26 protein-coding genes and 1 pseudogene are annotated in these 25,393 nt (G+C 72.3%); 11 read left to right on the forward strand and 16 right to left on the reverse strand.

Features of this window, described 5'->3' with window-relative positions; genetic code table 11:
* The first annotated feature begins 89 nt into the window (after positions 1-89).
* From BM290_RS44520 to BM290_RS44540, 5 genes are all read left to right on the forward strand, one after another.
* Positions 90-1,061, forward strand: a complete 972-nt coding sequence (locus BM290_RS44520; RefSeq protein ID WP_093622059.1) for an Acg family FMN-binding oxidoreductase — start codon at positions 90-92, stop codon at positions 1,059-1,061.
* A 35-nt stretch (positions 1,062-1,096) separates the two neighbouring features.
* Positions 1,097-2,344, forward strand: coding sequence for a sensor domain-containing phosphodiesterase (locus BM290_RS44525; RefSeq protein WP_177320165.1), 1,248 nt, complete (start codon positions 1,097-1,099; stop codon positions 2,342-2,344).
* A gap of 100 nt (positions 2,345-2,444) precedes the next feature.
* Positions 2,445-3,500, forward strand: a complete 1,056-nt coding sequence (locus BM290_RS44530; protein WP_239144032.1) for a M15 family metallopeptidase — start codon at positions 2,445-2,447, stop codon at positions 3,498-3,500.
* A gap of 41 nt (positions 3,501-3,541) precedes the next feature.
* Entirely contained in the window at positions 3,542-4,576 is a 1,035-nt protein-coding gene (locus tag BM290_RS44535) for a hypothetical protein (RefSeq protein ID WP_093622061.1), read from the forward strand.
* Between the two features lie 128 nt (positions 4,577-4,704).
* Entirely contained in the window at positions 4,705-6,822 is a 2,118-nt protein-coding gene (locus tag BM290_RS44540) for a transglycosylase domain-containing protein (RefSeq protein ID WP_093622062.1), read from the forward strand.
* A 131-nt stretch (positions 6,823-6,953) separates the two neighbouring features.
* Here BM290_RS44540 and BM290_RS44545 read toward each other — a convergent pair whose 3' ends face one another.
* The 3 genes from BM290_RS44545 to BM290_RS44555 all read right to left on the reverse strand — a co-directional run bounded on the left by BM290_RS44545 (position 6,954) and on the right by BM290_RS44555 (position 9,718).
* Positions 6,954-7,358, reverse strand: a complete 405-nt coding sequence (locus tag BM290_RS44545; RefSeq protein WP_093622063.1) for an SRPBCC family protein — start codon at positions 7,356-7,358, stop codon at positions 6,954-6,956.
* 188 nt (positions 7,359-7,546) lie between these two features.
* Positions 7,547-9,301 carry a hypothetical protein gene (locus BM290_RS44550; protein ID WP_093622064.1) on the reverse strand — a complete coding sequence of 585 codons (1,755 nt, stop codon included), beginning with the start codon at positions 9,299-9,301 and terminating at the stop codon, positions 7,547-7,549.
* Positions 9,302-9,364: 63 nt separating this feature from the next.
* On the reverse strand, positions 9,365-9,718 hold the full coding sequence (locus tag BM290_RS44555) for an STAS domain-containing protein (protein WP_177320166.1): 354 nt from the start codon (positions 9,716-9,718) through the stop codon (positions 9,365-9,367).
* A gap of 85 nt (positions 9,719-9,803) precedes the next feature.
* On the opposite strand from BM290_RS44555, the gene BM290_RS44560 reads away from it, so the two are divergent.
* Entirely contained in the window at positions 9,804-10,079 is a 276-nt protein-coding gene (locus BM290_RS44560) for a hypothetical protein (protein WP_093622066.1), read from the forward strand.
* Positions 10,076-10,399 (forward strand): hypothetical protein, encoded by a 324-nt coding sequence (locus tag BM290_RS44565; RefSeq protein WP_093622067.1) that lies wholly within the window; start codon positions 10,076-10,078, stop codon positions 10,397-10,399. The genes BM290_RS44560 and BM290_RS44565 overlap by 4 nt, the downstream gene beginning before the upstream one ends.
* Positions 10,400-10,575: 176 nt before the next feature.
* Here BM290_RS44565 and BM290_RS44570 read toward each other — a convergent pair whose 3' ends face one another.
* From BM290_RS44570 to BM290_RS44585, 4 genes are all read right to left on the reverse strand, one after another.
* Positions 10,576-11,208, reverse strand: coding sequence for a maleylpyruvate isomerase N-terminal domain-containing protein (locus tag BM290_RS44570; protein ID WP_203779784.1), 633 nt, complete (start codon positions 11,206-11,208; stop codon positions 10,576-10,578).
* 100 nt (positions 11,209-11,308) lie between these two features.
* On the reverse strand, positions 11,309-11,965 hold the full coding sequence (locus BM290_RS44575) for a response regulator transcription factor (protein ID WP_093622069.1): 657 nt from the start codon (positions 11,963-11,965) through the stop codon (positions 11,309-11,311).
* Entirely contained in the window at positions 11,962-13,167 is a 1,206-nt protein-coding gene (locus BM290_RS44580; protein ID WP_143134186.1) for a sensor histidine kinase, read from the reverse strand. The genes BM290_RS44575 and BM290_RS44580 overlap by 4 nt, the downstream gene beginning before the upstream one ends.
* On the reverse strand, positions 13,164-13,403 hold the full coding sequence (locus tag BM290_RS44585; RefSeq protein WP_093622071.1) for a hypothetical protein: 240 nt from the start codon (positions 13,401-13,403) through the stop codon (positions 13,164-13,166). Before BM290_RS44585 ends, BM290_RS44580 begins: the two co-directional genes overlap by 4 nt.
* Before the next feature lie 159 nt (positions 13,404-13,562).
* On the opposite strand from BM290_RS44585, the gene BM290_RS44590 reads away from it, so the two are divergent.
* On the forward strand, positions 13,563-14,354 hold the full coding sequence (locus BM290_RS44590) for an SAM-dependent methyltransferase (protein WP_093622072.1): 792 nt from the start codon (positions 13,563-13,565) through the stop codon (positions 14,352-14,354).
* A 31-nt stretch (positions 14,355-14,385) separates the two neighbouring features.
* Positions 14,386-15,192 (forward strand): polysaccharide deacetylase family protein, encoded by an 807-nt coding sequence (locus BM290_RS44595; RefSeq protein WP_244903962.1) that lies wholly within the window; start codon positions 14,386-14,388, stop codon positions 15,190-15,192.
* A gap of 9 nt (positions 15,193-15,201) precedes the next feature.
* Here the strand turns inward: BM290_RS44595 and bfr are convergent, their stop codons facing one another.
* Both bfr and BM290_RS44605 read right to left on the reverse strand, forming a co-directional pair.
* Positions 15,202-15,684 carry a bacterioferritin gene (gene bfr / locus BM290_RS44600; RefSeq protein ID WP_093622073.1) on the reverse strand — a complete coding sequence of 161 codons (483 nt, stop codon included), beginning with the start codon at positions 15,682-15,684 and terminating at the stop codon, positions 15,202-15,204.
* Between the two features lie 55 nt (positions 15,685-15,739).
* A complete protein-coding gene (locus BM290_RS44605) occupies positions 15,740-15,928 on the reverse strand; it encodes a (2Fe-2S)-binding protein (protein WP_093622074.1) in 189 nt (62 codons plus the stop codon).
* A gap of 240 nt (positions 15,929-16,168) precedes the next feature.
* Between BM290_RS44605 and BM290_RS48920 the strand changes: the two genes are divergently transcribed.
* Positions 16,169-16,324: a hypothetical protein gene (locus BM290_RS48920; RefSeq protein ID WP_177320167.1), complete on the forward strand. Its 156-nt coding sequence runs from the start codon at positions 16,169-16,171 to the stop codon at positions 16,322-16,324.
* Between the two features lie 4 nt (positions 16,325-16,328).
* Here the strand turns inward: BM290_RS48920 and BM290_RS48925 are convergent, their stop codons facing one another.
* The 7 genes and pseudogenes from BM290_RS48925 to BM290_RS44635 all read right to left on the reverse strand — a co-directional run bounded on the left by BM290_RS48925 (position 16,329) and on the right by BM290_RS44635 (position 23,762).
* Entirely contained in the window at positions 16,329-16,499 is a 171-nt protein-coding gene (locus BM290_RS48925) for a hypothetical protein (RefSeq protein ID WP_177320168.1), read from the reverse strand.
* A gap of 185 nt (positions 16,500-16,684) precedes the next feature.
* On the reverse strand, positions 16,685-17,170 hold the full coding sequence (locus tag BM290_RS44610; protein WP_143134187.1) for a hypothetical protein: 486 nt from the start codon (positions 17,168-17,170) through the stop codon (positions 16,685-16,687).
* Positions 17,171-17,253: 83 nt separating this feature from the next.
* Positions 17,254-17,931, reverse strand: coding sequence for a hypothetical protein (locus BM290_RS48930; RefSeq protein WP_177320170.1), 678 nt, complete (start codon positions 17,929-17,931; stop codon positions 17,254-17,256).
* 80 nt (positions 17,932-18,011) lie between these two features.
* Positions 18,012-20,786 (reverse strand): AfsR/SARP family transcriptional regulator, encoded by a 2,775-nt coding sequence (locus BM290_RS44620; protein WP_093622076.1) that lies wholly within the window; start codon positions 20,784-20,786, stop codon positions 18,012-18,014.
* 35 nt (positions 20,787-20,821) lie between these two features.
* Positions 20,822-21,121, reverse strand: coding sequence for a hypothetical protein (locus BM290_RS44625; RefSeq protein WP_093622077.1), 300 nt, complete (start codon positions 21,119-21,121; stop codon positions 20,822-20,824).
* A gap of 272 nt (positions 21,122-21,393) precedes the next feature.
* Positions 21,394-21,948 (reverse strand): annotated as a pseudogene (locus tag BM290_RS50455) (sigma-70 family RNA polymerase sigma factor); the annotation flags it as partial.
* Positions 21,949-22,478: 530 nt separating this feature from the next.
* On the reverse strand, positions 22,479-23,762 hold the full coding sequence (locus tag BM290_RS44635) for an enoyl-CoA hydratase/isomerase family protein (RefSeq protein WP_239144034.1): 1,284 nt from the start codon (positions 23,760-23,762) through the stop codon (positions 22,479-22,481).
* 76 nt (positions 23,763-23,838) lie between these two features.
* Between BM290_RS44635 and BM290_RS44640 the strand changes: the two genes are divergently transcribed.
* Positions 23,839-25,368 carry a GGDEF domain-containing protein gene (locus BM290_RS44640; RefSeq protein ID WP_093622079.1) on the forward strand — a complete coding sequence of 510 codons (1,530 nt, stop codon included), beginning with the start codon at positions 23,839-23,841 and terminating at the stop codon, positions 25,366-25,368.
* The last annotated feature ends 25 nt before the right edge of the window (positions 25,369-25,393 follow it).

A 25,393-nucleotide genomic window follows, 5' to 3' on the forward strand; every position in this document is an offset into this window, starting at 1 on the left:
AGGCCGGGGCCGACGGCCCTCTCGCGGGAGGGCGGATCCGGCGAACACTCGGAGGCGTCGAGACGTTACGCCAGCCCCGGGAGGCCGTGATGATCGTGGAGAGCAGCGGGCAGCAGCGGGTCGTGCTGGAGAACTGTGTACGGGCGGCGACCCTCGCGCCGTCGCTGCACAACAGCCAGCCCTGGCGGTTCCGGATCTCCGACGGCGTGGTCGACGTGTTCGCCGACCCCGGACGGCGGCTCGACGTGCTCGACCCCGGCGGCCGGGAGCTGATGATCAGTGTCGGGGCCGCCGTGTTCACCCTGCGCCTGCGGATCCTGGCGGACGGGCTGCGGCCCTCGGTGGCGTACTTCCCGGATGCGGAGCGGCCCGACCTGGTCGCCCGGGTGACCACCGGGGAGCCGGTCGCCGCGCCGGACGAGACGCTGCGGCTCGCGGCGGCGATCGAGCACCGGCACACCAACCGGCAGCCGTTCGCCCGGGCGACCATCCCCGCCGATGTCCTGGACGCGCTGCGCGCCGCGGCCGTCGCCGAGGACGCGACACTGACCGTGGCGAACCCGGTCAGCCGCAACGCGATCATCGCCCTGTCCCAGGTCGCCGACCGCAGGCTGCGGGCCGCCGGCGGGTACCGGGCCGAGCTGGCCCGCTGGACCACCCACCGGCAGCCGCACCGGGACGGGGTCCCGCACACCGCCGCCGGGCCGTGGGACGCGCTGGAGACGATGCCGATCCGTGACTTCGGGCTGCTGCGGCCGGCGCCGGCCCGGCCCACCGAGGCGTTCGAGCCGTACCCGGTGATCATGGTCCTGGCCACCGCGGGCGACGACCGGGCCGCCTGGCTCGCCGCCGGGCAGGCGCTGCAGCGCGTGCTGCTCACCGCCACCTGGCACAATCTGGCCACCACCCCGATCAGCCAGCCGGTGGAGATCCCGGCGATCCGCGAGCAGCTCACCGACACCGGTGCCGGCGTGTGGGCGCAGATGGTGCTGCGGGCCGGTTACGGCCGTCCGACGGTGGCGACCCCGCGGCGTCCTCTGGGTGACGTGATCGACGTCTGACTCAGCGGTGCGGGCGGGGTGCCGATGGGTAGTTGGTGAGTTCCACGAGCACCGCCGGTCGCATCAGCCTCGACGCCCTGCTCCGTGACGACGGGCTGTACTGCGTCTACCAGCCGTTCGTCGACGTGGACAGCGGGGCGGTGACGGCCTTCGAGGCGCTGCTGCGGGCGCCCGCCGGCTCCGGCTGGCAGTCGCCGGTGGAGCTGCTGGACACGGCCCGTGCGGCGGGGCGGCTCGCCGACCTGGAACGGGCGTCGCTGCGGGCCTCCCTCGGCGACGCCGCCCGCCTCTCGGACGGCCGGCCGGTGACGCTCTTCGTCAACCTGGAGCCGGACACGCTGACCCGGCGGCGCGACGTCGTCCTGGAGGCGCTGGCCGCCCGGGCCGGGCACGTGCAGGTGGTCGTGGAGATCACCGAGCGGGCGCTGGCCGAGGACCTGGCCGGGGTGCTCGCCGGCGCCGAGGAGCTGCGGGCGGCGGGCTGCGCGATCGCCCTGGACGACGTGGGGGTGCACCCCGAGTCGCTGGCGTTCATCCCGCTGCTGCGGCCGGAGGTGGTCAAACTCGATCTGAAGCTGCTGCGGACGGTCAAGGACCCGGCGACCGTGGTGGTGGCCGGAGCGGTCCGCTCCTACGCCGAGCAGGCCGGCGCCGAGGTGGTCGCCGAGGGTGTCGAGACCCCGGACGACCTGATCCGCGCGCAGGTGCTCGGCGCGACCCTCGGTCAGGGCTGGCTGTGGAGCCGGGGGGAGCGGGCGTTCGGGCCGTCGCAGTCGCAGCCGGAGCGGTTCGCGGCACGGCCGATCGGTGCGGCGCTGGCGGGCACGCCGTACCAGCTGATCGGCGCCGGCCGGCGGATCCGCCACGCGCCGAAACACCTGCTCGTGCCGGTCTCCAAGACGCTGGAGCTGATGGCGCTGGAGGCGAGCGTGCCGCCGGTGGTGCTCGCCGCGTTCGAGGACGTCCGGTTCTTCCGGCCGTCGACGGCACGGCGGTTCACCGAGCTGGCCGCGCGGCTGCCGTTCGTGGCGGCGCTCGGGGTCGGCATGCCGCCGTCGCCGGTGCCCGGGGTCCGCGGTGCCGCGCTGTCGCCGCGGGACCCGCTGGCGGGGGAGTGGACCGTGGTGGTCCTCGGCGCCCACACATCGGCCGCCCTGATGGCCCTCGACCTGGGCGACACCGGCGCCGACCGGGACCGGGAGTTCGAGTTCGTGGTGACCTACGACCGGGGTCTGGTCACGGCGGCGGCGCAGTCCCTGGTGGGCCGGCTCACAGCCGGATAGACCGGTGCAACCGTCCCGCACTGCTACCGGGCCGTAATCGCACCTCCCGCTGAGCACAGTCGGATGTCACTGCCGACTGAGCTTGAGGAGCGTACGCCCGGTGAAGAAGCGCAACCGTGGAATCCGTCTCGTCGCCGCTGCCGCCATGACCCTCACCGGCGTCGCGCCGATGGCCGGTGCGCCGGTGGCGGCGCAGGCCGCGGTGCCCGGTGTCGCGAAGTCCTACAGCAGCCTGATGTACCGGAGCCTGACCGCCGACGCGACGATGGCGAAGCTGCGTGCCACGCTGATCGAGCAGCAGGCCGATCTGAAGAAACGCACCGTGACGGCGGGCAAGGCGCAGAAGGCGAGCGACAGCGCGCAGAAGAAGCTGGCCACCGTGACCGCCGGGCACTCGGCCGTGCACGAGAAGCTCAAATCGGCCGAGCGGGCCCTCAGCGACGCGAAGAACGCGGTGGCCCGGCAGTCCAAACAGCGGCCCCGCAACAACGCCGCGATCGCCCGGGCGAAACGGGCGGTGGCCGCGGCGACGACGGTCCGCGACGCCCGCCGGACCCGGCTGCACCAGGCGGCCACCGAGCTGCGCGCCGCGAAGAAGGTCGCCGGCGCCACCACCTCCGCGGTGATCAACGCGCTCGCCGCGGCCGACCGGGCGACCCGGGCGGTCACGCAGACCCAGAACCGGATCGCCACCGCCGGCACCGCGGCCGGCTACGCCGCCCAGGCCGCCGCGATCAGCCGCAGCGTCGTCGACGAGGTCCGGCCGGTCTTCACCGTCGCCGACACCACCAGCGTGTACGGCACGACAGTGCACAAGAACGTGGCGTTCGCCTTCAAGCGCATGGTCGACGACGCCCGGGCCGACGGCGTCGTGCTGTCCGGTGGCGGCTTCCGGACGAAGGAGCGGCAGATCGAGCTGCGGACCATCAACGGCTGCCCGGACGTCTGGACCGCCCCCGCGTCGTCGTGCCGCGTGCCGACCGCGATCCCGGGCCGGTCGCTGCACGAGATCGGTCTGGCCGTGGACGTGACCTCGGGCGGGCGGACACTCACCCGCAAGAGCAAGGCCTTCGCGTGGATGACCGCGCACGCCGCCGAGTACGGCTTCGTGAACCTGCCGTCCGAGGCGTGGCACTGGAGCATAACCGGCGGTTGAGCCGATGTCCGAACAGGACGGTGGCATGGCAGGCTGACCCGATGGAGCTGCTGAGCGGTACGAGCGCGCTGTTCGTCATCACCCTGATGATCGTCGGAGTGTTGCTGGGCGTGATCCTCCAGGACCGCATCGGCTATTTCCTGCGCCCGATCGGCTTGCTCGTCGCCCCGATCACGGTGGCGGTGTACGGTGCCGCCGCCCTGCTCCTGGCCGCCCCGGCCGACCTGCTCATCGCCGCTCCGGAGAGCGCCGCCGAGGTCTGGCTGGACGTGCTGATCGCGGGTGGGGTGGCGCTGCTGGTGGCCCGGCGCCTGCGCCCGCGCCGGGCCGAGCCGCCGGCCGCCCTCGCGGTGCGGGCGCTGGTCCTGCTGGCCGGCTGCACGGGCACCCGCTATCTGGCACACGTGGCCGGCTATCCGGTGGATGCCTTCTGGCCGGCGGCCGCGATCTCGCTCGCCGCGTTCCTGCTCATCACGACCGCGTTCGTGCTCGTGCGCCGGCCGGGTGTGCTGCCGCTGGTGACCCGGGCGTTCGTGGCACTGGCGCTGGCGGGCCTGGTCGCCGCGTGGGCGGCGGCCAACTCAGAGCCGGTGTTCGCCGGCCCGGAGACCGCCTCGGCGCGCACGATGTGGGTGATGCTGCTGGTCGAGCCCCTGGTCCTGCTGGCGGCGATCCTGCTCGCGGTCGCGCTGATCCGGCACTTCGCGCCCGGTGTGCTGCCGGCCACCGGGCGTACCCCGGCGGCCGGCGAGATCTGGAACGCGTTCGTCACGTTCGAGGAGGACGACAGCGTGGGCAAGGACCGGCCGGTGCTGGTCCTCAGCGGTGGCGACACGGTGACCGTGCTCAAGATCACCAGTCAGGACAAGGGTCATCTCGACGGGTTCCTGCCGCTGCCCCGTAACCGGACCGGCGGTGTGCTGGTCAAGGACAGCTGGCTGGACCTGACGCCGGTGCCGGTGGCCGCGGACGCCTTCCGGTCGTACCGGGGACCCGCCCCGTCCTGGCTGCTGGCCGATCTGCGGCGCCGTGAGCTGCTGCCGGCCGGGGGCGGGCCGCGCTGGTTGCGCCGCTGATTCAAAGCCATTTCCCAGGCACCGCACAGGTTTGCGCAACGGGGTTCCGGGATACCGCGTGTGACGGATTTCCCTAACCCTGAACGTTGCCGTTCCTGCTCGTTAGCCTGAGTGGAGTGAATACCGGAATGCCAGTTCCTGAACGTCGTGTCCTCCGCAGTGTGGCAGTGCTCGCCACCTGTGGCCTGATAGCCGGTCTCGTGGTCGCCGCCGCGTCCTTCCCGGCCGTCGCGATGTCCGGGTTGGCGGCCAAGGCCGGCGCCGAGGAGCTCGGCGAGATGCCCCCGGCGCTCACCGCGCAGACATCGCCGCAGGTCTCCCGGGTGTATGCGTCCGACGGAAAGACGCAGATCGCGCTCATGTATGACGAGTTCCGCAGCGACGTGCCGCTGGCGCAGATGTCCAAGAGCATGCGGGACGCGATCGTCGCCGCCGAGGACCACAAGTTCTACGAGCACAACGGTGTCGACCTGAAAGGTGTCGCCCGCGCATTCGTGAACAACAACCAGGGCGGCGGCAAGCAGGGCGCGTCCACTCTGACCATGCAATACGTGCGGATGGCGCTGGCCTATTCGACCACCGATCCGCAGCAGGTGGTGAACGCGACGAAGGACACCGCCCAGCGAAAACTGAACGAGATGAAGTATGCGATCCAGGTCGAGAAAGAGCTGTCCAAGCAGCAGATTCTGGAGCGTTATCTGAACATGGCGCCGTTCGGCAACGGCGCCTACGGGGTGAACGCGGCGAGCCAGGTCTACTACGGCAAGAAGCCGGCCGACCTGACGATCGGCGAGGCCGCGCTGCTGGCCGGCATGGTGAAGGCGCCGACCGCGTTCGACCCGACCACCGACAGCGGCTACCCGCAGGCGGTGGCCCGCCGCGACTACATCATCGACAACATGGTCGACCTGGGGCAGATCACCGCCGCCCAGGGCGCCGAGGCGAAGAAGGAGAAGGTCGCGCGGACGGCGAAGCGGCCCAGCCGGGGTTGCGTGTCGGTCGCCAAGAACCACTGGGGCTTCTTCTGCGACTACTTCTACCGGTGGTGGCTGGACCAGAAGGCCTTCGGCGAGACGACGTACGACCGGGAGCGCCTGCTGAAGAGCGGCGGATACCGCATCGTGACCACGCTCGACCTGAAGGCCCAGTCCGCGGCGCGCAAGCGGGTCACCGAGCACATCGCCGACACCGACCGCAACGCGCTGATGCTCGCCGCCGTCGAGCCGGGCACCGGCGCCGTCCGGGCGCTCGCCACGAACCGCAAGTTCAAGATCGACGACGCGGACGACCCGCAGAACAGGCTCTCGTCCAACCCCGCGCAGGCTCGTGAGGGGATCCGCGGCACCTACCCGAACACGACGAACCCCATCATCACCGGCAGCACCGGTGTCCCGGGCTACCAGGCCGGCTCGGTGTTCAAGATGTTCACCATGGTCGCCGCCCTGGAGAAGGGCATGGGCCTGGACACCACCATCTACTCGCCGCCGCGCTACAAGTCCCGCTACCTGGACTCGGCGGCCCCCGCCGGGTGCGGCGGCTACTACTGCCCGGCCAACGCCTCCCTCTCCGAGCAGGGCAACTTCAACATGTGGACCGGGTTCGGCAGGTCGGTGAACACCTACTTCATCCCGCTGCAGGAGCGGGCCGGCGCGGAAAACGTGGTCGCCGTCGCCAAGCGGTTCGGGGTGCTGTTCCGGGCCGCCGACGACGCGACCCGCGCCAACGACCCGGCGCAGGCGCACGAGTGGGGCGCGTTCAGCCTCGGCGTGTCCGCGTCCACCCCGCTGGACATCGCCAACGCGTACGCCACGCTGGCCGCCGACGGCATGTACTGCGCGCCCACCCCGATCCAGCAGATCACCACGGCTGACGGCACGACGATCGACACCGGCAAGTCGGCCTGCTCCCGCGCCACCACCAAGGACGTCGCCCGCAAGGCCCTCGACGCGGCCCGCTGCCCGGTCGGCGACCGCGCCCAGCTCGGCAACTGCGCCGGATCGACCGCCCCGCAGGTCCGCAGCGTCGTCGGCCACCCGGTCTTCGGCAAGACCGGCACCACCGACGGCGACAAGACGGCCGCCCTGGTCGTCGGCACCCGCGACCTGGTCGTCGCCGGCTACCTGGCCAACCCGGACTGGGCGGCCCACACCGACCGCATGTCCCACGGCATCGTGAACCCGGCCGTCTACGAGACCCTCGCCGACTACATGCAGGACCGGCCGGAGAAGGAGTTCCCCACCCCCTGACGCGGCGGCCTGACCGGTTCCGGGCACCGGCCGCCCTGTCCTGAGCGGTGGCCCGCCCGGACCCGATCGTCGGATCATGGTCGGTTCGGGCGCCGTTCGCGGTGGTGAGCCGACCACCGTCGGCGGGCTGGCTAGGCGGCTGCTTCGAGGACCTGCTTGATCTCCAAGATGCCGCGGGAGACCCGTGCCTCGACGTGCGCGGCCATCGGGTGCGGCAGCACGTCGGTGATCCACACCAGGCGGCTGCCGTCGCCCTCCGGGAAGACCTGGAACGACGCGTGATGGTAGGTCAGCGGCAGCCGCTGGCCGTCCACCACGGCATACGCCAGGCGCCGCTGCTCGTGGTCGACCGCGATGATCAGCTCCCGGACCTCCCACCCGTCGGGCATGGTCAGGATGCGGGTGTCGCCGTCGATCCGGGCGGCGGCCACCCGGCCGGGCAGCAGGCGCTCGTGCACGGCCCCGACGTCGGCGACCGCCTCCCAGGCTTGCTGAACGGAAACGGACAGGGCGGTCTCAACACGGACGGTGGCCACCGGCCGACGATAGCGGCCGGCCGCATCCCACCATGACCGGCGTGTCGCCTCGCCGATGCCGGCTCGGGACCGGCGTGAGGCGGAAGCCCGTGGGCGGCGTGTCGCCTTGTGGATGCCGGCTCGGGAGGGCGTGAGGGGAGCCCGCGGAGCCGGCCGGCTACCGTCGCGGGTGGGCAACCGCCAGGGGTTCAGCGGCGGGTCGCCTCGCGGATGTTCACCAGCAGCACCAGCAGGGCCGCCGCCGAGCAGGCGAAGGTGACCACGTAGCGGCCTTCGAACCACAGCACCGCCAGTGCCAGGATCAGCACGAACGCCAGCAGGATCCGCAGCACCACGGCCAGGAACTTGCCGCGGACCAGACCCTCCACGCCGAGCATCACCAGCAGCAGGACCAGCGCCGTCTGCTGCCCGGACACCGGCGGCGGCGCGACCACGGCACCGATGGCCAGCAGGATCAGCGGCGTGCTCAGCACCGCCCACCACGACCGGGCTCGGCCCAGGAAACCCGCCGTCTGCTCGATCGGCAGGCGACGGTGCAGCAGATGGGCGTGCGGATGCTGGGCGACCGGCTCGGCCGTCGTGGCCCGGCGCAGCTCGTCGGCGAGGCGGGTGCGTTCCATCCGCAGGCCGAGCAGTCTCTGCTCGCGGGGCGCGAGCGCCCGCACCTCCGGCGCCGCGGCGGGCAGGCCCGCGGCGGCCACCGTCAGTTCGTGCCGCAGGGTGTCTATCTCCTCGTCGAGCTCGGCGAGACGATCAAGATCACGCTGGGTACGGATGGCCACTAGCCGTCGCTCCTCGGCCTGATCCGGGACGACCTTGGCCAGGCCGGCCCACCCGACCGGGTCCGACCAGGCGGGCCGCACCGTGCCGTCGCGCGCGTAGCGTGGCCCGGCCGGCCCGCGCTCGCCACCGAGGCGGTCGCGGGTGTCGCGTCCCCACAGGCCGCGGAAGTCCCGTACCCAGCCGGTCTCCTCGTCGATCACCACCGGGTGCCACGACTCGGACTGGCCGGGGCCGACGGCACGTCCGTCACCGCGCGCGTAGTCCACGTACGGAATCCCGACGTTGCTCTGATCCTCGGGCGACCAGGGCGCCAGGAGCCGCGCCGACCACCGCAACGCACCGACCAGGCCGCGCAGCCGCGGCGGCTTGACCGTGATCAGATAGTCGCCGGGCAGATAGGCCCCGGAGTGCGAGCCGGCGCCGACGAACACCACCGCGTGCCGCCCGCCGACCGTCGTCAGATCGGGGTCGTCCCAGCGGCGCCGCAGATCGTCGCCGACCTCGTCGTGCGCCGAGAACACCACCCACGACGGTGACGGCAGCCCGTCCGGCCCGTCCGGCGCGGCCGCGTCGACGAAGACGGTCACCTGCTCCCAGTCGGCCTCGTGCTCGTTGACCCCGCCGAACGCGGACCGCCAGTTGTTGAAGTTGTAGAAGAACCAGTACTGGCAGACGATCCACGACCCGTCCCGCACGACCCGCCCGTAGTAGGTGGGCACGCTCGTGTCGAGGTGGTCGCGCTGCAGCAGGAACGACCGGGCCGCCGAACCGCCCGGCACACTGCCCCGGAAGAGCAGCGAGAAACGGTTCAGCGTGTCGACGAGCCGCCCGGTGAGCCCGACCGCGCCGAGTCGGCTGGAACGGGACAGGTGTGGCGGCCGGTCCCGCAGCGGGATGTGCGTGAGATGTTTGTCGCCGGTGCCGATACCGGACAGCGCGTAGCCGAGTCCCTGTTCGGCCCCGCCTGCCGTGGCCAGCCCGTCGAGGCTCAGGTCACCGGGTGCGGCGATCTGCACCGGGCCCTGCCCGGGCTCGTGCCGCCACAGGCTGGCGCGGCTGACGTATCGCTCGACCGAGACGGGGAAGAAGTACTCACCCTCGGTGAACCTGGCCACCGGCTCGTACGCGCGCAGCAGGCGCAGGTCGTCCCCGTTCGCCAAGACCCCAGGGCCCCTTTCCTCGTGCTCCCGCGTGCTCTCCCGCGTGCCGAGGTTAGCGCCCGATCACCCGTCTGCCGGATCACCACCGGTTTCCGGCGGGTCCAGCAGATGGTCCAGGCCGATCACCCGCAGCACCCGGTCGACGATGCCCCGGGCCCCGGCCAGCCGAAACACGACTCCGGCCCGCTCGGCGGCGAGATAGCCCTCGATCAGCGCGTTGATCGCCTCCGAGTCGATGAAGGTCACCTGCCGCAGGTCAACGGTGATCCGCGGGCCGGGATCACCGCCGACCAGTTCGAGGAGGGCCTCGCGCAGGTCCTCGCGGGTGCCGATGTCGAACGCGCCCCCGAGCAGGACACGCGACGTCGCGCTCCCACCGGCTGGTTCGAGCGCGATCGTGAAGTAGTCGTCCGCCACGGATGGTTGTCTACCAGCAAATAACAACGGTCTTGTCACAGCAGGGCCGATGGACGGCGTCAAACGAACGTTTTACGCTGGTGGCGTGGGGTACGAATGGCTGACCGAGGCCTTGGCGCGTCTGCGTGACATCGAGTCGCAGGAGGTCACCCAGGTCCTCTCGGCCCGGCGGCGTCTGCCGCTGGCCGCGGAGAGCGCCGGGGTGCACTTCCTCACGATCAGCGGGCGCACCGTCGACGGCCGGCCGCTCGTCGTCGCCGTGCGACTGCTCGGCGGGCATCGGCAGCAGATCATCGGCGCTCGCGAGATGACCCCCGACGAGTTGGTGCGGTTCAAGGCATGGGAGGCGGACGCGTCATGAGCCAGCAGTACAGCGACGACCAGATCTCGGCGGCCGCGGCGGCCTTCGCCGCCGGGGACGTCACCTACCACGAGGGTGTGCGGGTGACCCTGCCCCCGGCCCCCGAGGCCGAGCCGATGGTCCCCCTCGGCATCCGGGTCCCACCCGCGCTGGCCCAGCGCGTGCGGGCCGCCGCCGACCAGGCCGGCATCCCCTACTCCCAGCTGATCCGCGAGTGGATCGAACTCGGCCTCACCGACATGGCCGGTGACCTCACGGTGTCGGTTGCGGTGCTGCGCCGGGCCATAGCCCACGCGGCCCAGTCCGGGCACGCCGCTTGACCCCGAAACCTTCCTTCCAGGGTACGCCCGGAGCACTCCCCGAACCCCACCACGCCCGCCCTCTCCCGCCACCCGGACAGCGCCGCCGTGCCGCCGCGATCGCGTCGCGCCGCTGCACCGGTCACCTCGCCGGGCGGTGATCATGATTGCCGCCGGCCGGGCGGCCCGGAGGGGAATCAGAGGGCGTTGATCCTGGCGGGTGCTCGTTCGGTGCGGGCCAGGGCTCTCAGCAGGGCGGTGTCGCCGTGACGGGCCGCCGACCAGCGGCACAGCAGGGTCAGGACGGTGTCGGCCGCCGACCTGGGCAGTTCCGGCGTGGGGATGCCGAGGCTCACGGCCAGGTCGTCGCAGTGCACGGCGATCTCGAGCATGCGCGTCGCCAGGAAGTCGTCCAGGGTCAGCGCCCACGGGCCGAACGGCAGTGCGATCACTCGTCCGGCCGGCTCGGCGGGCAGGCGCTCACGCAGATCGGCGAGGGCCGCGGCGGTCTGCCGGTGCAGTGTGGTGTGGCCGACGGCGGCGGTCTGCTCACCGGCCTCCCGGATGCCGGTGTTGAGGCGGCTGTGGATGTCGCCGTCGGTCCACGCCGACCGGCCGTAATGGTCGACGAGCGAGATCGGCGCGGCATCCGGCGGGGCGGAGTCGAGCACTGCGGCGATCACGGTGACCTGGCCGGCCAGATGCCCGGCTAGCCCGCTGATCCGGAACTCCCGCACCGCACTCGACTGTCCCCACGCCCGCCCGACCGCCGGGGCGCCCAGCAGCGTGGTGGCGACCGCGGCCGTCTCCAGGAAGTCCTGCCTGATCATCGGCACCCACCTCCCCACCGCAGTCTGGCACGACCGGCCGCACGCCGCGCGCGGCGAAGCGGCCGAGCAGTCCCCGGTAGGGACATCGAGACACGGGCGGTCAGTGGCTCAGGCCGTGGCGGGTGGCGTAGCGGGCGGCCTCGGTGCGGTTGCGGACGCCGATCTTGGCGAAGGCGTTGTTGATGTGGGTCTTGACGGTGGCCTCGGCCACGAACAGGGCGGCGGCGATCTCGGCGTTGGTGTGTCCGGCGGCCAGGTGGCCGAGGACCTCGGCCTCGCGCTGGGTGAGGCCGTCGGGAAGCCGGTTCGCGGGCGGCGCGGCCGGCGGACGGGACATGGCGTCGGCGAGACGGCCGGCCACACCCGGGTCGAACATGGCATGCCCGGCCGCGGCGGCCCGCAGCGCCAGGGTGATCTCGGCACGGCCGGCGTCCTTGGTCAGGTAGCCGCGAGCGCCCGCGGCCAGTGCTCCGGCGATCGACTCGTCGTCGGCGTAGGTGGTCAGCACCACCACGGCCACCTCGGGGAAGTCGCGGCGGATCCGGGCGGTGGCGCTGATCCCGTCGAGAACCGGCATCCGCAGGTCCATCAGGACCACGTCCGGCCGGCGGTCGGCGACGTGCGCCAGCGCCTGTTCACCGTCCGCGGCCGATCCGACAACGTCGACACCCTCGGTGATCTCCAGGAGGGCGGTCAGCCCCTCCCGGACGAGTGCCTGATCGTCGACGACCAGCACCCGCAACGGCCGGTCACTCACGCCGGAACCTCCACGACGACCTCCCACACCCCGTCCGTCACACCGGCCCGCATGCTCCCACCGACCAGCGCGACCCGTTCCCGCACCCCGACCAGCCCGTGCGCCCCCAGCCCGGCTCCGCCGTCGGTCCCGCCTTCCCGGGGCGGGGGAGGCGGGGAGTCCGTCCGGTCCGGTGGGCCGGGCGTAGCCGTACCGTCGAAAGGGTTTCGGATCGTCAAGCGGACGCCTGCCGTGCGGTAATCGAGGGTCAGGGCCACCGGCCTGCCCGGGGCGTGCCGCGCCGCGTTCGTCAGCGCCTCGCGGGCGATGCGCAGCAGCGCCACCTCCGCCGCCGGTGACAGACTGCGACGGTGGCCTTCGGTGCTGAGGGTGATGGCGGTGGCGTGGTCGGTGCGGAAAGCGGCGGCCAGGGTGTCCAGCGCCCGCGGCAGCGGCGGCACGTCGGCCCGCAGCGCGGCCACCGCCGAACGGGCTTCGGCCAGGCCTTCGGCGGCGAGGCGCCGGGCCCGCCGGATGCGGGCCGCGGCGCCGTCGACATCGCCTCTCTCGGTGAGCTGGGCTTCGGCGGCCTCCAGCTGTACGCCCAGCGCCCCCAGCGAGTGGGCCAGCACGTCGTGGAGTTCCCGGGCGATGCGGGCGCGTTCGTCGAGGGCCGCCGCCCGGGCCTGGGCCTGCTGGGTGCGGGACGTCTGGTCCAGCAGGAGCGCGGTCTGTTCGGCGCGCAGCCGGTGCTCGCGCCGGTGCAGGCTGAACAGCACGAGCACGGCGATCAGCGCCGGCTGTGTCAGCATCGCCGCCGGCCCGCGCCCGGCCAGCCACAACCCGGTGAGCAGGGTGGTCAGGACGGCCGCGGTCAGGGTGAGGATCGCCCGCATCGGGGTGCGAGGGAGCAGGACGAACGTGAACAGCGCCGCATACAGGTAGAGCAGCGCGTGCGCGTCGTCGGGCAGTCCGGCGACGGTGGCCGGGAGCAGCGCCGCCCCGGCCAGCGCGAGACGGGCCGCCCGCGGCGACCGGTGATCGGCCAGCAGGAAGACGATCCAGCAGCCGAGGGCCGCGGCGAGCACCGGCCGCACGCCGGGGCTCGCCGGGCCGGCGGTCAGGAACGCCCACGCCATCAGGGCGGTGAGGACGATCCGGACCAGCCAGCCGGTCTCCGGATCGTCGGCCCGGATCCGCCGGAGGCCGTCCCGCAACGTCAACCGCGTTCACCCACCAGGGTCAGGATCAGGTCCAGCATCAGCAGACGGTAGGCGACGAAGGCGAGTCCCGCCACGCCGAGGATGACCAGGAACGCGACGACGACCCGGCCGGTGACGCGGCCGCCGTCGCGATCGGCGACCCGGCCCAGGATCTCCCCGGCGATGCGGGTGCCGCGGGAGCCCTCCCGGTCGCCGGTGAGCAGGTAGTTGACGGCTCTTCTACGGTTCTCGTCCATGGCCCGGACGCTACGGATCGGGCCGGGTGGAGCGGCACCGTCGCGGGGTGGAGATCGGGGTGGAGAAAGCCGTGCGCGGAGCCGCCGCACCGCGCGGGGAGCGCCGGGATGGCATGATGATCGCCGTCGATATGCACCGTGGACTGACGGAGGACGCTCGTGGCGGAGCCGACGGCGACGAATCTGGACACCGGGACGCCGCACTCGGCGCGGCTGTGGAACTACTGGCTCGGCGGCAAGGACAACTTCCAGGCCGATCGGGATGCCGGGGACGCCATCGCCGGGATGCTGCCGTCGATCGTCGCGCTCGCCCGGGAGGACCGGAAGTTCCTGCGGCGCTCGGTGGAGCACCTGGTGCGTGACGGCGGCATCCGGCAGATCCTCGACATCGGGACCGGGCTGCCGACCGCCGACAACACCCACCAGGTCGCGCAGGCCGTGGCGCCGGAGACCAGGGTCGTGTATGTCGACAACGATCCGCTGGTGCTGGTGCACGCCCGGGCGCTGCTGTCCGGCTCGGCGGAGGGTGTCACCAACTATGTCGAGGCCGACCTCAACGACCCGGAGGCGATCCTGCGCGCGGCCCGGGAGACGCTCGACCTCGCGCAGCCGGTCGCGTTGACCCTGCTGGGGATCGTGCACTTCATCCGGGACGACGCGACGGCTCTCGCGGTGGTCCGCAGGCTCGTCGACGAGCTGGCGCCGGGCAGCTTTCTGGTGATCGCGCACGGGTGCCACGACATCAACACCGACGAGGCACACCGGATCGTCGACTTCTGGAACGAGCGGGGCACCCCGAAGATCAAGTATCGGAGCTCGGCGCAGATCGCGGCGTTCTTCGACGGGCTGCGTCTGCTCGAGCCGGGTGTCGTCCCGTGCAACCGGTGGCGCCCGGACGGGGACGCCGGGGAGGACGTCAACCAGTACTGTGCCGTGGGTGTCAAGGAGTAACCGGAGAGCGCCTCGGCGGGTGCTCGCGCTGATGGCGGTCGTGATGCTGGCGGGCTGTGCCGAGCCCGCGCCCAGGACCGGGCAGCCGGCGGTGACGCGGTCACCGATCGTGGAAGCCACCCCGTCCGCTGCGCCGGCGGTGATCCCGGGGGCCGCGGAGGCGGGCAAGGATCCGGCCGTCGTGCAGCACGGCCCGCGCGACGTGAAGCGGGTGGCGCTGACGTTCGACGCGGACATGACCGACGCGATGGCGGCCCGGCTGCGGCGGGGCGAGGTGAAGTCGTACGCGAACCTGCGCCTGCTCGGGATCCTGGAGAAGCGGCAGATCCCGGCGACGTTCTTCGTGACCGGCCAGTGGGCCGAGGAGTATCCCGAGGTCACCCGGCGGATCGTGAAGAACCCGCTGTTCGAGGTGGCGAACCACAGCTACGAGCATGCGGCGTTCACCGGCGACTGCTACGACCTGCCCCGGGTGGCGCCGGCCGGCATGACCGAGGACGTGGCGAAGACGTTCCGGGTGCTGGAGCCGTTCGGCGGGCGGCAGACCCGGTACTTCCGGTTCCCGGGTCTGTGCCACGACCGGGCGGCGCTGCGGGCGCTGGCGCCGCTCGGGGTCACCGTGGTCGACGGTGACGTGGTGAGCGGCGACCCGTTCGCCCGTGGGCCGGAGCCGGTGGTCGATGCGGTGCTGTCGCAGGTGAAGCCGGGCTCGATCGTGATCATGCACGTGACCGAGGCGAACGCGCTGTACACCGATGACGCGCTGCCGGCCGTCCTCGCCGGGCTCCGGCGTCGTGGCCTGGAGCCCGTCACCCTGTCGGAGCTGCTGGCCGGCTAGCGTGCCGGCTCACCCGGCTTCCGGGTGCTCCGTGACGTTCTGCAGGTAGAGCGGCTCGCCCAGCTTCTCGATGAGGCCGAGCTGGGTCTCCAGGTAGTCGACGTGGTGCTCCTCGTCGGCCAGGATGTCCTCGAAGATCCGCGCGGATGTGACGTCGCCGATGGAGCGCATGTACTCCAGGCCGCGGCGCAGCCGGTCGACCGCCTCCACCTCGATCTTCATGTCGCACTCGAACTGCTCCTTGACCGTCTCGCCGATCCGCAGCACGGACAGCTTCTGGTAGTTGGGCAGTCCTTCGAGGAAGAGGATGCGGTCGGTGAGGACCTCGGCGTGCCGCATCTCGTCGATGGATTCGTGTTTCGTGTGCTTCGCCAGCACGGTGTAGCCCCAGTTCTCCTGCATCTTGGCGTGCAGGAAGTACTGGTTGATCGCGGTCAGTTCCGCGGTGAGCTGCTCGTTGAGGAACTCGATGACACGGGCGTCACCTTGCATGCCAAATACCCCCAGTCATGGCCTGACTGGAGTTGATCGTAACGGGTTGGTGACGCTATGCGACTTTTGAAAGGCGCGTGTCGGTGGTCTCCTCCTCGATCAGGTCGCAGATCCGGTCGAGGCAGCTGCCGCAACCCGTCCCCGCGCCGCAGGCGTCGCCCACGGCTTCCTCGGTGCGCGCGCCGGCACGGATGACGGCACGAACCTCGCGCTCGCGGACGTGGTGGCAGATACAGACGTACATCGACCGTGGATCCCTTGTTTTGCTTAGCCTTGCCTTGGTTAGGCTGCCCTAAAACACCTGGTCACGCAAGCCCTGACGGGGAAGAGGCGTAGATCACCGCAGTCCCGCGAATTCCACTGTGCGAGCACTGTGCATCGACTAGGAATGACGTAAGGGAGTGGCGGGATTCGTTGACCGTTTCCGTTTCGCTTTCCTACGGTCTTTCTCAGCGAAATTCCGGCTCATTCTCGGGGAGTTCCCATGTCTGTTGCCGCCCGCCAGGACATCCACTTGCTCGGGTTGCGCCTGCCGGTGCCCGTGTGGCTGGCTGACGAGGCCCCTGAGCTGCGGGAAGACTTCGAGTACGAGTACGACGACCTCGACGAGGACGACGTGGAGGACAACGTTCCGCGTTAGCGGGTCACGGCGCGAAAGAATACGACGTGCCCGGATCCGGACCCGTCCCGGCGTCGGCATCCCGGGTGCGGGCCAGCGCCAGTCCCGCCGCCGTCGCCAGGGTCACCAGGATCAGCAGGGCCGCGAAGAACCACCGCCGGCCTCTCGATGATGGTGAAGCGTGCTGGTCCGACACGGTTTCCTCCCTGGTGGGCGCCTTTCGCGGCACTCTAGGGCCATCGTGATCAACAGGACCGCGGCGGCACGAGGGCGTGGCACGAAGCCGGGAGCCATCACGGGCACTGCCGGTCCAGTCCCGGCGCGCCGCGCTGATGCTCGTCGGCTTCGCGGCGATCTACAGCGACACCTCCGGCGTCCGGTTCACGCCGCTGGGCTCGTCGCCACGTCGTCGATCGTGAGCTCGTAGTCGTAACCGCAGGCCAGTGGGAAGTCCCAGCTGGAGAACCAGAAGAACCGGTTCGACCTCAGATCGAGCACCTCGAGGCCGAGGACGGCGGGTCCGTCGGCGTCGGGGCTGCTCGGCGCGGGCACGCTGATGTACGAGCTGTGGCTGTCCGGGCCGGTGAACGTGCTCGACGAGAAGAGCAGCGGGCCCCGGTTGAACGCGTCGTAGTCGGGATAGTCCGCCTTCGAGCCGTACTTCAGCAGGGCGGTCATGCCGTTCACGCCGGTGTAGGTCGCCTTCATGGTGGCACGGCCCTCGCTGCACAGCGTCTCCGCGTCGGCGCTGCGCCGCTGGACGGCCGACCAGGTCACCTCGCCGGGCTCCGGCACGTGGGCGGCCGCCTGGGCCGGGGCCGGCAGGACGGCGAGCGCCAGGCCCGCGAGCACGGTGGCTGTCCTCATCATCGTTCCAGGTCACCACGCGGCCGCGAGGCGGGGGCCGGATCAGCCGAAACCCGTCTGTTCGGCTGATCCGGCCGCACTGGTCAGATCCGCGGGATCACTGTCGTCGCGACCCTCTTGGCGTCGGCCAGGTTCCGGGCGTCGGAGGCGCCACGGGAGTAGACGTCGATCTGGACCGTGCCGTACAGGACGTACAGATGACCCGAGTGGGTGTACGCATCCTGGCCGACCCCGTCGACCCACTCGGCCTCGTCGATCGTTACCTGGAAGTCGTCCGCGGTGGTGCGGGTCAGGAACACGGCGAGCTGGCCGCTGGACTGCTGCCACTGGCAGTAGCGGACCGGGTCGCCGGGGGCGCCGCCGTCCTCGTCGATCTGGGTGATCTCACGGCCGGTCAGGTCGACGACCTCGTCCTCGCCGAGCAGCGTGCACGGGTCCGGGATGTCGCCGGCGTCCCGCGCGGAGTGAGACTTGCCGGCATCCTTGCCGGAGCCGGAGCCGGAGCCGGAGCCGGAGCCGGAGCCGGAGCCGGAGTTGGACTTGGACTTACCGGTGTCGGCTCCCGCTCCGGCGCCGCTCTTTCCGGAATCGGACTTGTCGGATTTCGGCTTGCCGGAGCCCGGGGTGGGCAACGGCGCCCCGGTGGACTCCGGCGCTGCGGAAACGATGCCGGACGCGCCGGCGGCGCTGCCGAGCACGCCGCATCCGCCGGTGAACGCGACGGCGACGACGGCGGTCAGGGCGACGAGGCGGTGCTTCATGGGTTTCTCCTGGTGGAAGAAGTGAGGCGGTTGCCGTTGCCGAGAACGATCCGCCGGCCCGCCAAAGAAACCCCAAAGACTCACCGGAGCAGGGCGTTCACCACCTCCGAAAGGGTCAGCGCGTCGGCCTCGCGGTAGATGGCGGCGCGTTCGGCCGTACCCAATGATGATCTTGCGGTGGCCTCGGCCGACTCCTTGTCGGCGATCTCGTCGGGGGTGAAGCTGGGGGCGCCGAGGGTGGCGCGCTCGCGTTCGGCGAGGGCCAGCAGGCGCAGGCCGCCCGCCGCGTCGCCGGCCGCGATGTCCAACTGGGCGAGACCTTCCACGGCGTCGAGCTGACCCTCCGTGATGCCATGGTCGGTGTAGATCGTCAGCGCGGCGAGCATCGCCTCGCGGGCCGGAGCGGGCCGCCCGCGCCGCCGGTCGGTGGTCGACAGGTTCGACAGCGCCGCCGCCTCGCCACGCCGGTCACCGAGCGCGCGGAAACCGTCCAGCGCCCGGCGGAACAGCGGCTCCGCCTCGTCCAGGCGGCCCATGCAGCGCAGCGTGCCCGCGGTGTTGTTCGACGCGGCGGCGATCATGCGCTGGTCGCCGGCCTCCTCGGCGGCCCGGATCGCCTCCTGCCCGAACTCCAGCGACGCCGGATAGTCCTCCTGCGCCTGCGCGGTGATCAGCAGGTTGTTGAGAGCGGCGAGCACACCGGCGCGGTCGTCCGCCTCACGGAACGTCACCAGACACTCCTCACCGAGCGTGCGCGCGTCGGAAAGGTCCCCGGAGTTGCGGGCCAGCGCGGCGGCGGCCCGCAGCGCCCGGCCACGCAGTGACGGCGCGGCCGACGGGGCGGCCTCGAGGGCGCGGCCGAGCCACTCCCGGCCCTCGATCATGCGACCGGCGATCCACCAGTACCACCACATACCCGACGCGATGGTCAGTCCGCGCTCCGGATCGCCGTCCCGCAACGACCAGTCGATCGCCGCCACGATCGTGTCATGATCAGCGGCGATGCCGCTCAGCCAGGCGGTGTGCCGCGGTCCGTCCGAGGGCGGCGGCGTCGCGAGGCGTTCCACCCAGAGCTCCACGAGCCGGCGGTACGCGTGAACGCGCTCGTCGCCCGCCAGCCGCTCCCGCGCGTACGCCCGGATGGTCTCGATGAGCCGGTATCGCCCGTCGCGCCACTCGACCATCGACCTGTCGACCAGCTGGGTCAGCGGGTCCAGCGGGTCGCCGCCGTGCACGGCCTCCGCGGCGGCCAGATCGAAGCCGCCGGCGAAGACCCCGAGCCGCCGCAACAGGTCCTGCTGGGGCAGGTCCAGCAGGTCGTACCCCCAATCGATCGCGGCCCGCATCGTCTGGTGCCGCGCCACCGGCGACGTGCCGGTCAGCAGGTCGAGCCGCCGGTCCAGACGGGACATGATCTCGGCCAGCGGCAGCGCCCGCAGCCGGGCCGCGGCCAGCTCGATCGCCAGCGGCAACCCGTCCAGCCGCCGGACCAGCTCGGCGGCGACGGCCTGCTCGGCGGGCGTCAGACCGGCCCCGCCCCGGGCCGCCGTGACCCGGTCGGCGAGCAGGCGCACCGCGTCGGCCTGCGGGTCCGTCACTCCCGGTGACGGCGTGGTGAGGCCGCCCAGCGTGAAGATCACCTCGCCGGGCAGGCCGAGCTGCTCCCGGCTGGTCGCCACCAGCCGCAGGCCGGGGCACGCCGCCAGCAGGAGGTGAGCCAGTTCGGCCGCGTCGGCCCGGACGTGCTCACAGTTGTCCAGGATCATCAGGATCCGGCCGCCCGCCGCGGGCTCGTCGGGCCGGCCGTCTCGCGCGGGCGTTGCGGTCGCGGTGAGGGCCGGGTCGTTCTTCGCGGGCTCTGGGGCGGGGCCGAGGATCCGGCCGCTGAACCGGGCGATCACCGTGTCGAGGATGGGGATGCCGGGCTCCTCGCGGATGCCGGCGGCCGCGGCGACCCGGACCGCCAGCGGACCCTCGCGATGTTCGGCGAGTTCGATGACGTGCACCGAGTCGTACTCTCCGGCGGCCTCCCGGACCACCTCCAGGCTGATCCGGGTCTTCCCGGCCCCGCCCGGGCCGACCACGGTGAGCAACCGCGCCTCGCCGAGCAGGCCGAGCAGCCGATCGAGCTCGGCCCGCCGCCCGATGAACCGGTTGCGCTGCGCCGGCAGGCCCGGCGCCGGCCGGTCCAGGATCGGATCCTGCCGCCGCACGGCCGCCGCGAGCGCCTCCAGCTCAGCGCCGGGCCGGGCCTCGAGATCCCGCAGAGCCTTCGCGGTACGGCCGAACACGCCCAGCGCCTCCCCGGCCCGCCCGGACCGGTACAGAGCCAGCATGAGCAACCGGGCCAGGCCCTCACCGGCCGGTTCCGCGGCCGCCCACCCGGCCAGCTCGGTCGCCGCCGCGACGTGCCGCCCCTGGTCGAGCGCCTGCTCGGCCCACCGCAGCCGGGCGGCCAGCCGTTTCTCGCCGAGCCGGGCCGCGTCCGCCGCCACCGACGGCCCCGCGGGCACCCCCTCGTAGGCGTCCCCGCGCCACAGCCCCAGGTCACCGGCGTCCTCGAACTCGGCGGCGTCGAACCCGGCACCGCCCAGGTCGAGCTGATAACCGCCCGGCACCGTGCGGATCCGGTCACCGACCACCTTGCGCAGCGCCGACACGTGCATCTGCAGCGTCGCGCTCGCCGTCGACGGCGCGCCGTCCGGCCACAGCTCGCCGAGCAGCCGTTCCACGGTGACCGGCCGTCCGCGGGCGGCCAGCAGGACGGCGAGGAGCGCACGCGGTTTCGGCGGCAGTGTCAGCTCGCCGGAGCCGGAACACACCCGCACCGGTCCCAGCACCTCGAACCGCAGCATCCGCCGATATTACGGCTCACCGCCGTCCACACAGCTCAGGCGCGGTCGAGCGTCACCGGGTAGAGCTCGGTACGGGCGATCGCGGCGTCCCGTTCGGAGGACAGCGCGGCGCGTCGTGGGTCGGCGAGGAACCCGTCGAACCCGGCCTGGCCGGCGAACTCGATCAGCTGCGTCTCGTCGGGGACGCCGTCCGGCGCGCCGGGCGCGGTGCGGGCCCGCTGCAGCAGCCGGCCGTCGTGCTCGCCGAGCAGCGCCAGAACGGTGTCCTCGTAGGCGGCCATCGCGTCGGCCCGGCCCGGCCGTGCCCACAACAGCACGCAGAGTTGGATCGTCACACCGCAAGACCCTAATGCTTCCTGATCCGTACGCTCACCGACCCGCTCCGGTCCTCATCGGGGTCGACCTCGAGCAGATAGGTGCCGGAGGCCGGCGGCGTGAACGTGACGGTTTCGCCGTCCGCGTCGCCGGAAGCGAGCGCGACCCGGCCACCGTAGTCGTCGGTGTCGTCCGGCGAGAGCACCCGGAGGCCGGCGCCCAGGTCGGCGGGCCGGTCCGGGCGGACGATCACGTCGAGCCACTGTCCGGCGGTCACGTCGAATCGGACGAAGGCCCGGCCGCCGGGAGCGGGGGTCCGGGCGACCACCGCCGGGCCGCCCACCCTCGCCGTGACGATGGTCGAGCGGATCGTGCCGACGGGGCAGCCGCAGACCTCGGCGGCTTCGGCGTAGGAGAGGCCCAGCACCTGCGTGGCCACGAAGGCCTCGCGTCGTTCGTCGGGTAGGGCGGCCAGCAGCGCGGTGAGGGCATGCTCCTCCTCGAAGCGGGGCCGGCCGGCGGACCCGGCGGCGTCGGCGCTGCTCACCCAGTCGGTGACGGCCGCGATCCGGGGACGCCGGGTGAGGTGGCGGACGTGGTCGGCGGCTACCCGGCGGGCGATGGCGAACAGCCACGTCCGTACCGAGGAGCGGCCCTCGAAATCGGGGAGCGCCCGCAACGCCCGCACGAAGGTGTCCTGCACGAGGTCGTCGACGTCCGCGTCACCGGACAGCGTCCGCACGAACCGGGCCACCTCGAACTGCGTGGCGCGGAGCAGGGCGGCGGCCGCATCCCGGTCGCCACGGCCGGCGGCGAACGCATACGCGGTCAGGTCGGCGTCGGCCATGCGGCGGGGTCCTCTCGCTGTCGTGGTCCGTGTCCGGATGGTCGCTGTCGTGGCCGTGCCCGGATGGTCGCTGTTCTGGTCCGTGCCCGGATACGAGGTGCGGCGGCGGTCGGTTCACCCTAGGCGCGGGCTACCGGGTGGTCGTCGGCTCGTCCGACTTGGTTCCCGGCTCGAAGTGCCAAATGTCGGCCGAAACGGTGACCCCTCGCCTCGGAACGGCGGCTCGACGGCCTACCGAAGGACGAAACGGATCGCGTCGCGGTGAGCGGGGTAAGCCGGGGGTCATGCCGCCGCGAATCGGGTCAAAGTGAAGCGCATGGAGCTAGGCGATGGCGGCAGGTGGAGGCGAAGACGGGTCGCAAGGCGGTGGTTGGGCTCACCGTGCGGTGGTTGGTTGGGCTTACCGAGCGGCGGTTGGGCTTACCGAGCGGCGGCGGGTGGGAGCGGTGGCGAGGGCTGACCGTGCGTTGGTGGGTAAGGCCGACCGCGCGGTGGTGGGGAAGGCTGACCGTGCGGTGGCGGGGTAGGGCTCAGCGCGTTGCCGGTGGAGCGAAGCAAGCATCGATCACGGCTGGGGAGACCTCGGCGAGGGTGGGCGGCTGCCAGCGGGGACGGCGGTCCTTGTCGATGATCTGGGCGCGGATGCCCTCGGCCAGGTCCGGCAGGCGTAGGAGGGCGGCCGACAGACGGTACTCCTGGTCGAGGGCTTCGCGGAGATCGGACATGGCAGCCGCCGACCGGATCGACCGCAAGGCCACGACCAGCGACGTCGGTGACTTGGTGGCGATCTCCTTGGCCGCCGCCTGTGCTCCGGCAGCGGAGGAGGACGCGAGGCGGTCGACGATCGCCGCGACATCGTCGCCGGCATAGCACTCATCGATCCAATAGCGGGCAGCGGCAAGGTCACCGGGCGGTACCGCAGTGGCACCGGGCGATGTAGCCACTGCGCCGGGTGACTTTGCCTCGGCACCCGGTGATGTTGCTCCGGCACCGGGTGATGTTGCTCCGGCGCCGGGTGATGTTGCTCCGGCACCGGGCGGTGAGGCAGCCGGTGATGTCTCGGTGGCGGGGTCCCCGGGTGGCAGGGGGCCGGCGAACGATGCCACGACCTCGGCGGCGTCGCCGGTCTGCAGGGCCGTCGCCAGGTCGTCGAGGCGTGTGCTGGGGACGAAGAAGTCGGCGAGGCCGGCGACGACGGCGTCGGCGGCGCCGATCGTGCCGCCGGTCAGGGCCAGGTGGACGCCGATCCGGCCGGGGGCGCGGGAGAGCAGCCACGAGCCGCCCACGTCGGGGTGGAAGCCGATGCCGACCTCCGGCATGGCCAGGCGGGAACGCTCGGTGACGACCCGCAGCGAGGCGTGCGCGGAGACGCCGATGCCGCCGCCCATGACGAGGCCGTCCATGAACGCGACGACCGGTTTCGGATAGGCGGAGAGTTCGGCGTTGAGCCGGTACTCGTCGGCCCAGAAGTCGAGGATGCCGGTGCCGCCGGAGACGGCGTCGGCGTGCATGGCCCGCAGGTCGCCTCCGGCGCAGAGGCCACGCGGTCCGGCGCCGCTGATCAGCACGGTCCGGACCCGGTCCGTTTCCGACCAGTCCGCGAGCGTACGCCGGAGCGTGCCCACCATCTCCGCGGTGAGAGCGTTGATCGCGGCCGGCCGGTTGAGGGTGAGCCGGCCGAGCCCGCCGGTGACCTCGGCGAGTACCGGTGGTGCGCTCGAAACGGGCATGCCACCGATCTTCCCCGCCCACCGGTCACGAACCGCAACCGGGGTGAGGGCGGCGCCGTTGCGGAGCCACGCACTCGCAGACATCGACCGGCGGTACCGGTTCGCGTACTTCGACGATCGGTGACCGGTATGGTGACGGCGGCGGAATGTGAGGACACCGGTGCCCGACCGCGAGCTGAGGAGAGGCCACGAGGCGGCCATCGAGCACGCCTACCTGCTCATCGAGGCCGCGCAGGGGCACCACGACGCCGCCGCGGTGGAGCGGGCCGAGCACGAGGCGCGGGCCTGCGGCTGGGACGATGTCCGGCTGCTGCTGCATCTGGCGAGGTCGCTGGCGTGCCTGGAGGACGGGGTCGACGACACCGAGCACGTCGACGCGATGGTGTCCGCCGGGATGCTGCTGGGGGATCCGGCGCTGCTGGCGCTCGCGGTGGCGCTCAAGGCGCTGCGCTGTGCCGGCCGCCGCCGGATCGCGACGACCGGCGAGTCGGCGGCGGCGCTGCTGGTGGAGTCGGTGGTGCTGCTCGACGAGGCGGCGGACACCCTGGTGGTGCACCGGGCGGCGGCGCTGATCCAGGTCGCCTGTGTGGCTCACGAGCTGGGGTTCTGGGAGCTGGCGCAGGAGTATTACCAGCTCACCGACCGGTGCATGGCGGAGGAGGCGGGTGGCCGCTGGGCGGAGACGCTGCCCCGGCAGGCGCGGGTGGTCGCCTACAACACCGTGGACCTGACGCTGGACTGGGCGAGCTGCCTGGCCGCGATCGGCCACTGGGAGGCGGCGGCGGCCCGGGCCCGTACCGCGCTGGCTCTCGGTGATCCGACGGATCCCGGCTGGCCGCCGTCCTGGGTCGCGGAGATCCATGCGATGCGGCATCTGCTGGCCGCTCTTGCCGGGGATCCGCCCGTCGCGGCGGAGGGCAGGATCGCCGTGCTGGGCACGGCGTTCACGGCGGCGCGCGAGGGTGACGCGGCGGCTGCGGCGCGGCTGGCGGTGCGGGCCGGCGACGATGTCGGGATCACCCTGCCGACCGGCACGACGCTGCTGCGTCTGGGCATCGCCGCCAAGAGGCCGGGGACCAATCCCGAGGCGATCCGGTACGGCGACGAGCTGGCCGTGCTGCGCTGGAACGACCGCCTGGACCGGATGTCCGGCATGCGCGACGCGATCGCGGTGGAGCGCCGCCGCCGCGAGCACGAGCAGCTGCGCCGGGATCTGGTGGTGGACGAGCTGACCGGCCTGGCGAACCGGCGTGGCTACCAGGCGTTCCTGTCGGGCCTGGGTGAGCGGACCGACGAGCAGGCGTACGCGGTCATGATGATCGACGTCGACCATTTCAAGGCGGTCAACGACACCTTCGGCCACGACGTGGGTGACCTGGTGCTGGCCCGGCTCGGGCAGATCCTGGCGCTGCACGTGCGCCCGATCGACCTGGCCGCGCGGCTGGGCGGTGACGAGTTCGTGGTGATCCTGGCCGACGTGCACACCGGGATCCCCGCGGCACGGGCCCAGCAGGTCCTGGACGCGGTCCGGTCGCACCCGTGGGACGACCTGGCGGCCGGGCTGAAGGTGTCGGTGAGCATCGGCGTGCACCACGGCAGCCGGCGGGAGCTGCCCACGCTGCTGACCGACGCGGACCGCAGCCTCTATCACGCCAAGCACGACGGTCGCGGCCGGGTCTGGGCAAACTGACCAGCACCAGGGCCGTCGGACCTGC

Origin of the sequence: Actinoplanes philippinensis, from assembly GCF_900113015.1 — a bacterium.
Lineage (GTDB): Bacteria > Actinomycetota > Actinomycetes > Mycobacteriales > Micromonosporaceae > Actinoplanes > Actinoplanes philippinensis.